Origin of the sequence: Fundidesulfovibrio soli (assembly GCF_022808695.1) — a bacterium.
GTDB classification, from domain to species: domain Bacteria; phylum Desulfobacterota; class Desulfovibrionia; order Desulfovibrionales; family Desulfovibrionaceae; genus Fundidesulfovibrio; species Fundidesulfovibrio soli.
Map to the genome: position 1 here is coordinate 103,720 of NZ_JAKZKW010000006.1, position 11,926 is coordinate 115,645.

An 11,926-nucleotide genomic window follows, 5' to 3' on the forward strand; every position below is an offset into this window, starting at 1 on the left:
GCTGGATGACAACACAGAAGGTACGGCGCATTGATGCCCTCCAAAATGGTTCGTTCGTCGGGATGTGCTCCTAACACGTAACGCACTGGCCGCGATCAGCAAAAACGGGGTGGCGAAACCTTCACATGAGAGCATCCGGTGTGGTGGCTCAACTCTGGCTTCATAAGCCTCTTGCCGATTGTCACGCAAGCAATTCAGGCGATATTCCGTATGACACCGCGACATCCTTCCCACGAAATTCCCCCGGGGAATGAAGCGGCAAAAGTGGGCGTCATGAGAGACATCCGATTGAGAGCCTGCCTCCTCCTCCACGCCGATGAAGGTGGGGCAGTCAGGCCCCAAGGCCCCCGGAGGCCTTCCTCCGCCCGATCCCGGAGCACAAAAAAAGCGCCCGGCCAGACAACCTGACCGGGCGCTCGTCTGTGACTGCGCGCGTCACATCAGAGGATTTGTTCCAGGAACTTCTGGGCCCTGGGGTGCTGGGCGCTCTCGAAAAACTCGGCGGGCGCGCCCTCATCGATGATGCTGCCGTGGTCCATGAAGACGATGCGGTCCGAGGCCTGTCGGGCGAAGCCCATCTCGTGGGTGACCACGACCATGGTCATGCCTTCGCGGGCCAGGTCCAGCATGACGGAGAGCACCTCGCCGATCATCTCGGGGTCCAGGGCGGAGGTGGGTTCGTCGAAGAGCATGATCTTGGGGTTCATGGCCAGGGCGCGGGCGATGGCCACGCGCTGCTGCTGCCCGCCGGAGAGCATGGAGGGGAACACCGTGGCCTTGTCCTTGATGCCTACCTTGTCCAGCAGGGCGAAAGCGGTGGCCTCGGCCTCGTCCCGTTTCATGCCGCGCAGCTTCATGGGGGCCAGGGTGAGGTTGTCGAGCACGGTGTAGTGCGGGAACAGGTTGAAGGACTGGAAGACCATGCCCACTTCCATGCGCACCTTGTTGATGTCCACCTTGGGGTCGTCGAGGTCCTGCCCGTCCACGACGATGCGGCCCGCGTCGATGTTCTCCAGGCGGTTGATGGTGCGCAGCAGGGTGGACTTGCCCGAGCCGGACGGCCCGATGATGACAACCTTCTCGCCGGGGCGCACGTTCATGCTCACGCCGGAGAGGGCCTTGAGCTTGCCGAAGTACTTGGCGACTCCGGATATGGTGATGATGGGCTCAGCGCTTGACATAGTAGGAGAGCCTCTCTTCGAGCCTGGACACCAACTTGGAGAGCAGCAGGGTGATGATCAGGTAGACCAGCGCCACCACGGTGTAGGTTTCGAAATACAGGAAGGTTTCGGACGCGAACTCGCGGCCCCTGCGCAGCAGGTCCGCCACGGCCAGGATGGACACCAGCGAGGTGTCCTTCAGGAGCATGATGAACTCGTTGCCCACCGGCGGCAGAATGATGCGCATGGCCTGGGGCAGGATGACGTAGCGCATGGTCTGGGCGCGGTTGAAGCCCAGGGAGCGCGCCGCCTCGGTCTGGCCCTTGTCGATGGCCAGGATGCCCGCGCGGAAAATTTCGCCCAGGTAGGCGCCGTAGCACACGGCCATGGCGATGACGGCGGCCAGGATGTCCGGCACGCGCACGAAGCGGCCCAGCGCGTAATAGATGTAGAACAGCTGCACCAGCAGGGGGATGCCGCGCACGATCTCCACGTAGGTGGAGGCGACCAGGTTGATCCAGCGGTTGCGGGACACGCGCCCAAGGCCCGTGAGCAGCCCCAGGAACAGGGCCAGCACGATGGAGTAGATGGTCACCTGGAAAGTGACCAGGACGCCGTCGGGTATGAATTTGACGAGGCGCAGGTAGGCCCCTTTCTCCACCAGGACGAGGTAGAGCAGGGTGCCCACGGACACGACCAGGGAAAGCCACCAGGCTGAGACGAGCCCCTTGTCCGACTTGCGCGGGATGGCGGGGCCGTCGTGCTGCTCGATGACGGGTACGGTTTGTTGCGTCTGCATGTACGATTTGAAACGGGGGATCGGGCCAGCGCCCGGTCCCCCATTTGAATTTAGAGGTCTACTGACCGATCCACTTCTTGATCAGTTCCTTCTCGATGCCCTTGTCCTTCACGGCCTTGATGCCCTTGTCGATGAGGGCCAGGGTTTCCTTGTCGCCCTTCTTGACGGCGATGCCGTAAAACTCGTCCTCACCGGTTTCGATGATGGCGGCGATCTTGAGCTTGCCCTTGTACTTGTCGTTCTGCAGGGCGTACTGGGCGGCAACGGGGTCGTCGCAGACGACGCCGTCGATGCGGCCGTTGAAGAGGTCTTCGATGGCCAGGCCCACTTCGTCGTAGGACTTGTCCTTCACGCCTTCGGCCTTCTTCACGGCGAAGTGGCCGGTGGTGGAGATCTGGGCGCCCAGGGTCTTGCCTTTCATGTCGGCCAGGGTCTTGGCGTTGGAGGCCACGGGGACCACCAGGGCCTGGCGGACCTTGAAGTAGGGGGTGGAGAAGTCCATCGCGTTCTTGCGTTCGTCGGTGATGGACACGGAGGAGCAGATGGCGTCGTACTTGTTGGCGGCCAGGCCGGCGAAGATGCCGTCCCAGGCGACTGCCTTGAATTCGGGGGTGAACCCGGCTTCCTTGCCGGCGGCCTTCATGTAGTCGATGGCGAAGCCGGTCATTTGCTTGTCGGGGCCGACGAACTCCATGGGCGGCCAGGTGGCGTCGGAAGCGAAGACGATGGTTTTGGCCCAGGCGGACTGGGAAGCAAGGGCGATCAGCAGGGCGGCCAGGACGACGATTCTGCGCATGTTCTCCTCCACGGTTGGATGTTAGCCGCTCGGGGGCTTGGTTGCCTCAGCGGTTAAAGTTTCACATGGTCGTCACGCGACCGGAAACAATTGCCCGAATTTGGAAAGAATTCAAGCAGAATGAACAACTTTCTCGGAAACTATCGTGGTTTCAACAAGTTGATTTCATGAGGTATTCATCCAGCGCAGCCAGCCCGGTCGCGAATCCGGTCCGGCCGAAGCCCATGCGGAAATGGGCGCTCCAGGCCTCGCCGTAGAGGCGGCCAGGAAGCAGCAGCGCGCCGCATCCGTCCAGCACCTGGGCGCAGAAGGGTTCGGCGTCCTGCCCCGAGGCCAGCGCCGGGAAGCAGATGGGCCCGGCAAGGGGGCGCACCCAGGTGAAGCGCCCGGCGTGGCGGCGCATGAAGGTTTCAAGCAGGGACAGGTTCTCCTGGCACAGGGCGCGCAGGCCGGAGACGATCTCCCGGCCGTGGCGCAGGGCCAGGGCGGCCAGGAACTCCGAGGGGGCGCTGCCGCAGATGGAGGTGTAGTCCTTGGCGGCGGCCATGGCCGCGAGCACGCTTTCGTCCCGGGCGGCCACCCAGCCCACGCGCAGCCCCGCCAGCCCGTAGGCCTTGGACATCACACCCAGCGAGACCGCCCGCTCGTACAGCTCGCAGGCCGGGCGCGGGGCGCTGGCCATGTCGTATTCCAGGCCCGCGTACACCTCGTCGGAGAAGAGCAGGCAGCCCCTGGCGGAGACGATCTCCACGATGCGCGCCATTTCGGCCGCGCTGAAGGCGAAGCCCGTGGGGTTGTGGGGCGAGTTGATGATCACCGCCCCGGTCCTTGGGCCCACCAGCCGTTCAAGCTCGTCCATATCCGGCCGCCAGCCGTTCTCCGGCCGGGCCTCCCAGGGCAGCACCGTGCACCCGGCCGTGGCCGCCACCTGATGCAGGGACTGGTAGCACGGGGTGTGCACCACCACTTCGTCCCCGGGGTTGAGGCAGGCTGTGGCGAAGTTGAAGATGGCCTCCTGCGCCCCCACATGCGCCAGCACCTGCGAAGGGGCGATGCCGCGATAGGTGCGGGCGATCTCCTCCCGCAGGGCCGGGCCGCCCGCGGCCTCGGTGTAGCCCAGGGGCAGGGCTTCGAAGGCCTGGCGCGCGCCGGGCTCCAGGTCCAGCAGCTGGCCAGCGGTGAGGGTCTGGCAGTCCGAGACGCACAGCAGATGCTCGACAGAGAATTCGTGCACGGCGAAGTAGCGTTCCAGCATGAACGGGGGCAGCTTCATGGATTCTCCTGCGGTTGCGGTGCGCCCGTGTAGCAGGCTGAGCGCCATCTTGCCAGCCCCGGGCCTGGGGCGTAGAGCGCGGGGCGGAGGCGAGGCATGAACAAGGTGATTTCGGGTGCGTGCACTGCGCTGGCGGCGGTTCTGGTCTGGTCCTGGGCGGCGTGCGCCCAGCGTCCCGTTTTCGAGGCTTCGGAGCTGGAGGGCTCAGCGCAGGAGAAGCTGCCCGGCAAGCTGGCCGCGCCGGACCTCTCCGGCCCGCAGCGCGCGATGCCCCGGCATGTGGCTTCGCCGCTGCCCAACGATCAGCGCGGCTCCATCCGCCGCGTCGAAACGGGCGGGCGCAAGCTCGTGGCCCTGACCTTCGACCTCTGCGAGCTCTCGGACCAGCGCGCCGGGTACGACGCCCCCCTGGTGGCCGTGCTGCGCGAGCTGAAGGCCCCGGCCACCTTCTTCGCGGGCGGCAGGTGGATGCGCTCCCACCCGGAGCGCGCCATGCAGCTCATGGCCGACCCGCTGTTCGAGGTGGGAAGCCACGCCTGGACCCACGGCAACTTCGGGGTGCTCGGCAGGGAGGAGATGGCCCGCCAGATCGACTGGACCCAGGCCCAGTACGAGCTGTTGCGCGAGGATCTCGCGGCGCTGGCCGGTAAAAGGGGAGTGGGGGAGGCGGTCAAGGGCGTACGGGAGTCCATCGCCGTGTTCCGCTTCCCCTATGGGCGCTGCTCCGCCCAGGCCCTGGAACTGCTCGCGGCGCGTGGGCTGGCCGCCGTGCAGTGGGACGTGAACATGATGGACGCCGCCAAATCGCGCACGGCCGAGGCCATCGTGCGCGACGCCTTGCGCCAGGTGCGCCCCGGCTCCATCGTGCTGGGCCATGCCAACGGCTTCGGCCACGCCACTGCCGAGGCACTGCGGGCGCTCATCCCGGCGCTTCGGGAGAAGGGCTATGAGCTCGTCACCGTGAGCGCGCTGCTGGAGGCTGGGAAGCCCGCGACCACGGCGGACTGCTACGATTCCCGCCCCGGGGACACGGCGGTGTACGACGCCCAGTTCGGCGAGGGCACCGTGCACCCGCGCAGGAACAGGCCCTGAAAGTTTATGCGGCCCAGGGGCCGTACGGCCGCTCCTCCACGGCTCCGGTGCAGGTTCTTCGGATCTTTTCAGTCCCTTATGAAATCCTTCACTTTATGTTGATAATGACAATCAATTTCGTTATACGCAGCCGAAATCACTTCGGAGCGAGACGCAATGGAATTTCTCTGCAAGCTCGAAGGCTGCATCGGGGCCTACAAATGCGGCCAGATGGCGGCCACCCTCCACCAGATGGCCGAAAGCCTTGGCCGCGCCGTGGACGCCAAGGACAAACGCCTCTTCGAGCACTCGGCGCTCACGGCCGACCTGGCCACGCTGCTGGCCCTGGCCCACGGCCTCTCCGACAAGCAGGCCGACATCATCCACATAGCCGGGCACCTGCACGACATCGGCAAGATCGGCATCCCGGACGCGGTGTTGGGCAAGCCGGGCAGGCTCACCAACCAGGAGTGGGCCGTCATGCGGCAGCATCCGGCCATCGGGGCCCAGATCCTGGCGCCCATCGCCAATTTCGGGGCCAGGAACGGCGTGCGCGACATCGTGCTCACGCACCATGAGCGGTTCGAAGGCGGGGGTTATCCTCGGGGGCTTCGTAAAAGGGAAATCCCGCTGGGAGGGCGCATCCTGGCCATCGCGGACAGCGTGGCCGCCATGCTCGAATACCGCAGTTACCGGCCGGCATTGCAGCTCGGCGAGGCTCTGGCCGAGATCGAGCGCTGCTCGGGGAGCTGGTACGACCCGTCGCTATGCAGGGATTTTCTGCAACACGAGGCGGAAGTGGAGGCGGTGGTGCGGCGCCACGCGCACACGGAGGCCCTTCAGGGAAACGAGGCGAAGGCGTCCGCGGGATAAACAGCGGGTCGGGCGGATCGTGGAGGCGGAGTTCGGATGAGGGCAGCGGGATCAGGCCAGGACCATGCGGCCCCGGCCCTCGGCCTTAGCGCGGTAAAGAGCCTTGTCGGCGTCCTCGAAGATGTCCTCGGTCGATTCCTGGCCGGAAGGCACACCGCCCGAGACGCCGATGGAGGCCGAGAGCATCACCTCGCGGCCGTCCCCGAGCATGACCGTGGCCTGGGAGAAGGCGCGCAGGATGCGTTTGGCTACCTGGGAAGCTTCGGATGTTCCGGTGTCCGGCAGCAGCAGGGCGAATTCCTCTCCGCCGATCCTGGCCGCGATGTCGCAGCGGCGCACGGCGGAGCGGATGACTTCGGCGGCGGTCTTGAGGGCCAGGTCGCCCACCTGGTGCCCGTAGGTGTCGTTGATGCCCTTGAAGCGGTCCAGGTCGACCAGGAGCAGGCTCATGGGCCGGCCCTGGCGCTGGGAGAGGTTGGCGAACTCGCTCATGCGCTGGTGGAAGTGGCGGGAGTTTGCAAGGCCGGTGAGCTCGTCGATGGTGGCCAGCTGGGCGAGACGCTCCTGCTCCTTGCCCAGGAGCCAGCCGAAGGTGCCGAACGTCAGCATGGAGCCCAGGAGCATGTACGCGAAGAGGTCCGCCTGCCCGGAAAGGATGTCAAAAGGGGAGCCGCCACGGGCTGTCTGGATCGCGAGCCAGCCCAGGGGCGCGAACACGGCAAGAAGTTCGCCTTGCAGAGCCCTGGCGAGGCGCGGACGGAGGTGGAAATACGGCAAACCCACTGCTTATGACCTACCACACTGTAAACGGGTGCGGAGCTTCTACGCCCTGGCGGGGAAAATTCAAGTAAAATTTCGAATACGATTAAGCTATTGCAATCACGACCATAAAGGTGTGGTATTGGCAGCAGTGCGGGGCGCGCCGGAATTTCCGGCGCGGCCCGCTTGCTGGACGTTACTGGATCGTCTGCTTGAGGAAGGCGAGTTCGCCGCTCTCCACGCCGATGGTCACCAGCTCCCCGTCGAGCACCTCGCCCGCGATGATCTTGCGGGCCAGGGGCGTCTCCACGTGGGTCTGGAGGTAGCGGCGCAAGGGGCGCGCGCCGTAGACCGGGTCGTAGGCGGCGTCCGCGATGAAGGCCTTGGCCTCGTCGCTCAGCTCCAGGCCGATCTTGCGCTCCACGAGCCTGGCGCGCAGCCCGGTGAGCATCAGCTCCACGATGCGCCCGATCTGCTCCTTGAGCAGGGGCTTGAACAGCACGATCTCGTCCACGCGGTTCAGGAACTCGGGCCTGAAGTGGCCGCGCAGGGTCTCCATCACCCTGTCCTCGGTGCCGGGCTTGAACGTTCCGTCGGGGCGGATGCCGTCGAGCAGGTAGGTCGAGCCCAGGTTTGAGGTCATGATGATGATGGTGTTCTTGAAGTCCACCGTCTTGCCGTGGCTGTCGGTCAGGCGGCCGTCGTCAAGGATCTGCAGCAGGACGTTGAACACGTCCTGGTGCGCCTTCTCCACCTCGTCGAAGAGCACCACGGAGTAGGGCTTGCGGCGCACCGCCTCGGTGAGCTGGCCGCCCTCGTCGTAGCCCACGTAGCCCGGGGGCGAGCCGATCAGGCGCGAGACGGTGTGCTTCTCCATGTATTCGCTCATGTCCAGGCGGACGATGTTGTCCTCCGAGTCGAAGAGCGACTGGGCCAGGGTCTTGCACAGCTCGGTCTTGCCCACGCCCGTGGGGCCAAGGAAGATGAAGGAGCCGATGGGCCGCCTGGGGTCGTTGAGGCCCGCGCGGGCGCGCAGCACGGCGTCGGCCACGGCGGTCACGGCGTCTTCCTGGCCCACCACGCGCTGGTGCAGCTCTTCGGGGAGGCGCAGCAGCTTCTCGCGCTCGGTCTCCAGCAGCTTGGACACGGGGATGCCGGTCCAGCGGGCGATCACCTGGGCGATGTCGTCGGGCTTGACCTCCTCGCGCAGCAGGCGCTGGCCGCCCGCGTCCTGGTCGGCCTTTTCCTCGCGCTTGGCCAGCTCGGCCTCCAGTTGGGCCAGCTTCCCGTAGCGCAGCTCGGCGGCCTTGTTCAGGTCGTAGTCGCGCTCGGCCTGCTCGATGTCGGTGCGGGTGCGCTCGATTTCGCTCTTGATGTTGCGCAGGCCCTCAATGGACTGCTTTTCGCGGTCCCACTGGGTCAGCAGGATGCCCTGGTCCTCCTTGAGGTCGGCCAGCTCGGCCTCCAGCTTCTCCAGCCGCTCCTTGGAGGCCTTGTCGGTCTCGCGCTTGAGGGCCTCGCGCTCGATCTCCAGCTGCATGATCTTGCGGTTGATGGTGTCCAGTTCCGTTGGCAGGGAGTCGATCTCCGTGCGGATCATGGCCGCTGCCTCGTCGATGAGGTCGATGGCCTTGTCGGGCAGCTGGCGGTCCGGCAGGTAGCGGTTGGAGAGCACGGCGGCCTCCACCAGGGCCCCGTCCGCGATGCGCACGCCGTGGTGCACCTCGAAGCGCTCGCGCAGGCCGCGCAGGATGGAGATGGTGTCCTCCAGGGTGGGCTCCTCCACCAGCACGGGCTGGAAGCGGCGCTCCAGGGCCGGGTCCTTTTCGATGTACTTGCGGTACTCGTCCAGGGTGGTGGCGCCGATGCAGTGCAGCTCGCCCCGGGCCAGCATGGGCTTGAGCATGTTGCCCGCGTCCATGGAGCCTTCGGCCTTGCCCGCGCCCACGATGGTGTGCAGCTCGTCGATGAACAAGATGATGCGGCCCTCGCTGGACTGCACCTCCTTGAGCACGGCCTTGAGCCGCTCCTCGAATTCGCCGCGGTACTTGGCGCCGGCGATGAGCGCGCCCATGTCCAGGGCGAAGAGGGTCTTCTCCTTGAGGCCCTCGGGCACGTCGCGGTTGACGATGCGCTGGGCCAGGCCCTCGACGATGGCGGTCTTGCCCACGCCCGCCTCGCCGATGAGCACCGGGTTGTTCTTGGTGCGCCGGGAGAGGATGCGGATGGCGCGGCGGATTTCCTCGTCGCGGCCGATCACCGGATCGAGCTTGCCCTTGCGGGCCTCGTCCACCAGGTCGCGCCCGTACTTGGCCAGGGCCTCGTAGGTATCCTCGGGGTTGGCCGAAGTCACCCGCTGGGAGCCGCGCACGTCGGTGAGCACGGCCAGGATTTTCTCCTTGGTGAGGCCGAACTGCTTGAGCACCCTGCCCAGGGGGGAGGAGGGCGGCTCGTCGAGCATGGTCAGGAAGACGTGCTCAACCGAGACGTACTCGTCCTTCATGGACTGGGCCAGCTCCATGGCCTTGACCAGGATCTCGTTGACCCGCTGGGTGACGGTGAGCTGCCCGGGCTGGGCCCCGGGGCCGGAGACGCGGGGCAGCTTGGCCAGCTCCTCCTCCACGGCACGCTGGAAGGCGCGGACGTCGTATCCGGCGCGCTCCAGCAGGCGTGGCACGAGGCCCTGCTCCTGCTGCACGAGCGCGAGCATGAAGTGGCCGGAGTCTATCTGCTGATGTCCGAGGCGGATGGCCACGGCCTGGGCCTGGGCGAGTGCTTCCTGGGACTTCTGCGTGAACTTGTTGAGGTCCATATGTGTTCTCCTTGAGGAGTCGTTCTCTGTTCCGGTCGTGAACGTGTGGCGCTAGATGATCAGCTTCTCCAGCTCGCGGACGCGTTTCTCGAGAAATTCGACGCGCTCCACCAGATCGACGATGATGGAGGCCCCCACCGGGGAGATGTCCAGGTCCTTGCAGAGCCGCCAGAGCTTCTTCACCCGGTAGACGTCGGCGTGGCGGAACAGGTACTGGCTGCCCGAGGTCATCTGCGGCCGCAGCCAGCCCAGCTCGATGAGCTCGCCCACCAGGGCGGGGTGCATTTCGGTCATCTCGATGAACTGCGCCCAGGCGATCCGGTCCGATTTTGCGGGCAGGTCCGAGCCGTAGAGTATCGTGATATCGACCATGGATGCCTCTGCTTTGTCGTGGCGTTAGCTCCGGGCGGCCTTGCAGCCGCCGCGGGATCAATGGTGCTCGCGCGGGTTGAAGGAGGACGCCTCGGCCAGGTCGTGCCAGAGGGCGCGCTCCGCGTCCGTGAGCGTCTTGGGCGAGTGGATCATCACCCGCACGAACTGGTCGCCCCGGCCCGCCTTGCCCTGCAGCCCCTTGCCCCGGATGCGCATCTTGCGCCCGCTGCTGGAGCCGGGGGGGATGTTCAGGTCGATGTCGCCGTCCAGGGTGGGCACGCGCACGGTGGCGCCGAGCGCCGCCTCCCAGGGGGCCAGGGGCACGTCCACCAGCACGTTCACGTCCTCCAGCTTGAAGCGCGAATGCGGGCGGATGCTCACCTTGAGGTACATGTCGCCCGCGGAGCCGCCGGCCCCGCCGGGTTCGCCCTGGCCCGCCAGGCGGATCTTGGCCCCGTCGCGCACGCCCGCCGGAATGTTCACTGAGAGCGTCTTGGGCCGGATGTAGGGCCTGCCGTCGGGGGAGAGCGCCTCCTCCTGGATGGTCACGGTCTTGGAGCCGCCGTGGTAGGCCTCCTCCAGGGTGAGCTCCAGCAGGGCCTCCACGTCGCCGCCGCGGGTGGGCCTGCGCTGGAAGGTCTGGCCGCCGAAGCCGCCCTGGCCTCCGAACCCGCCCTGGCCGCCGAAGCCGCCGCGCCCGCCGAAGCCGCCCATTCCACCGGACCCGCCGAAGATGGTCTGGAAGAAGTCCGAGAAGCCGCCCATGTCGAACTGCTGGCCGCCCTGGCCCGCGCCGCCGAAGTTGTAGCGGAAGTTCTCGTAGCCCGGCGGGGGCTGGAAGTTCTGCCCGTGCTGCCAGTTGGGGCCTAACGTGTCATAAAGCTTGCGTTTCTCGGGGTCGCGCAGCACCTCGTAGGCTTCGTTGATCTCCTTGAATTTGGCCTCGGCCGTGCAGTCGCCCGGATTGAGGTCCGGGTGGCAGGTGCGCGCCAGCTTCTTGAAAGCCTTGGAAATCTCATCCTGGGTGGCCTTCTTGTCCACGCCGAGGAGTTTGTAGTAGTCTTTGTATTCCACGAGAGTGCCCTCTGTTAGATGGAGCGGGATGCCGCCGCCAAGTTTACATAATAATCTGGTCAGGTGACCCGTCAAGGCGTATTCCGAATATTCGGGCCAAGCGCGCAATTGGCCTTGTTTACGGAATTTTCAGTCTGAATGCCAGCCTTGGCGGATGCGGCGGCGCGACTCGGCGCGGCGGCCGGAGGGGAGCATTGCCATCCGGTCCCGGAGACGTTAGCACGCCTTCATGGCAAAAGACACATTCAACAATCCCTTCGAGCAGCTCAAGGGCGTGAAGGTCAAGAAGGCCAAGCCAGCGCCTCCGCCGCCGCCCAAGGCCAAGCCTTCGCCGCCTGAGGCCCCGCAGGACGAGGAGGACCTCTTCAGCCAGGCCATGAGCGGCGTGTCCCGCATGTCCGGGCAGGAGTCGGGCAGGCAGGTGGCGGCGATCAGGCCCGCAGCAGAGGTGCAGCCGCATGACCCCGAGGCCGAGGCCAGGGCCAAGCTGTACGACCTGGTGGCCGGGAAAGTGGAGTTCGAGCTGGAATACACCGACGAGTACGTTCAGGGCTTCGTCAAGGGTATGGATCAGAAGATCTTCCGCCAGCTCAAGGCCGGGCAGCTGAGCCCCGAAGCCCACCTCGACCTGCACGGCCTCAATTCAGACCAGGCCTTCGAGTGCCTGCTGACCTTCATGCGGGAGAAGTATTTCCAGGGCAAACGCTGCCTGCTGCTGATTCCGGGCCGGGGCATCAACTCCCCCGGCGGCAATCCCGTGCTCAAGCAGGAGCTCAAGGGCTGGCTGACCCGCGACCCGCTCAAACGCGTGGTGCTGGCCTTCAGCACGGCCCAGCCGCGCCACGGCGGGGCCGGGGCGCTCTACGTGCTGCTCAGGCAGCGCCGCAAGAACGAGGGGCGCATCAAGTGGGAGAATTTGTGGGGGGATGATTGATTA

General features: G+C 66.0%; 11 protein-coding genes. 3 read left to right on the forward strand and 8 right to left on the reverse strand.

From position 1 onward, the window contains the following. Positions 1 to 440: 440 nt before the first annotated feature. From MLE18_RS08150 to MLE18_RS08165, 4 genes are all read right to left on the reverse strand, one after another. Entirely contained in the window at positions 441 to 1,181 is a 741-nt protein-coding gene (locus MLE18_RS08150) for an amino acid ABC transporter ATP-binding protein (protein WP_272881549.1), read from the reverse strand. Then, positions 1,168 to 1,959 carry an amino acid ABC transporter permease gene (locus MLE18_RS08155; protein ID WP_243438293.1) on the reverse strand — a complete coding sequence of 264 codons (792 nt, stop codon included), beginning with the start codon at positions 1,957 to 1,959 and terminating at the stop codon, positions 1,168 to 1,170. The genes MLE18_RS08150 and MLE18_RS08155 overlap by 14 nt, the downstream gene beginning before the upstream one ends. A gap of 58 nt (positions 1,960 to 2,017) precedes the next feature. After that, on the reverse strand, positions 2,018 to 2,755 hold the full coding sequence (locus tag MLE18_RS08160; protein ID WP_243438294.1) for a basic amino acid ABC transporter substrate-binding protein: 738 nt from the start codon (positions 2,753 to 2,755) through the stop codon (positions 2,018 to 2,020). A 151-nt stretch (positions 2,756 to 2,906) separates the two neighbouring features. Then, positions 2,907 to 4,028, reverse strand: coding sequence for an aminotransferase class I/II-fold pyridoxal phosphate-dependent enzyme (locus tag MLE18_RS08165; protein WP_243438295.1), 1,122 nt, complete (start codon positions 4,026 to 4,028; stop codon positions 2,907 to 2,909). A 96-nt stretch (positions 4,029 to 4,124) separates the two neighbouring features. Here MLE18_RS08165 and MLE18_RS08170 point away from each other — a divergent pair, with 96 nt between their 5' ends. Together MLE18_RS08170 and MLE18_RS08175 are read left to right on the forward strand one after the other, a co-directional pair. Next, a complete protein-coding gene (locus MLE18_RS08170; protein WP_243438296.1) occupies positions 4,125 to 5,120 on the forward strand; it encodes a polysaccharide deacetylase family protein in 996 nt (331 codons plus the stop codon). A 156-nt stretch (positions 5,121 to 5,276) separates the two neighbouring features. After that, positions 5,277 to 5,972 (forward strand): HD-GYP domain-containing protein, encoded by a 696-nt coding sequence (locus tag MLE18_RS08175; protein ID WP_243438297.1) that lies wholly within the window; start codon positions 5,277 to 5,279, stop codon positions 5,970 to 5,972. A gap of 51 nt (positions 5,973 to 6,023) precedes the next feature. On the opposite strand, the gene MLE18_RS08180 is transcribed toward MLE18_RS08175, so the two are convergent. From MLE18_RS08180 to MLE18_RS08195, 4 genes are all read right to left on the reverse strand, one after another. Further along, positions 6,024 to 6,689, reverse strand: a complete 666-nt coding sequence (locus tag MLE18_RS08180) for a GGDEF domain-containing protein (RefSeq protein WP_243438298.1) — start codon at positions 6,687 to 6,689, stop codon at positions 6,024 to 6,026. 238 nt (positions 6,690 to 6,927) lie between these two features. Beyond that, positions 6,928 to 9,543, reverse strand: coding sequence for an ATP-dependent chaperone ClpB (clpB, locus tag MLE18_RS08185; protein WP_243438299.1), 2,616 nt, complete (start codon positions 9,541 to 9,543; stop codon positions 6,928 to 6,930). 51 nt (positions 9,544 to 9,594) lie between these two features. Beyond that, positions 9,595 to 9,915 carry a chaperone modulator CbpM gene (locus tag MLE18_RS08190; RefSeq protein WP_243438300.1) on the reverse strand — a complete coding sequence of 107 codons (321 nt, stop codon included), beginning with the start codon at positions 9,913 to 9,915 and terminating at the stop codon, positions 9,595 to 9,597. A 57-nt stretch (positions 9,916 to 9,972) separates the two neighbouring features. Then, on the reverse strand, positions 9,973 to 10,989 hold the full coding sequence (locus MLE18_RS08195) for a DnaJ C-terminal domain-containing protein (RefSeq protein ID WP_243438301.1): 1,017 nt from the start codon (positions 10,987 to 10,989) through the stop codon (positions 9,973 to 9,975). Between the two features lie 229 nt (positions 10,990 to 11,218). Between MLE18_RS08195 and MLE18_RS08200 the strand changes: the two genes are divergently transcribed. Next, on the forward strand, positions 11,219 to 11,923 hold the full coding sequence (locus MLE18_RS08200) for a Smr/MutS family protein (protein WP_243438302.1): 705 nt from the start codon (positions 11,219 to 11,221) through the stop codon (positions 11,921 to 11,923). Positions 11,924 to 11,926 lie beyond the last annotated feature (3 nt).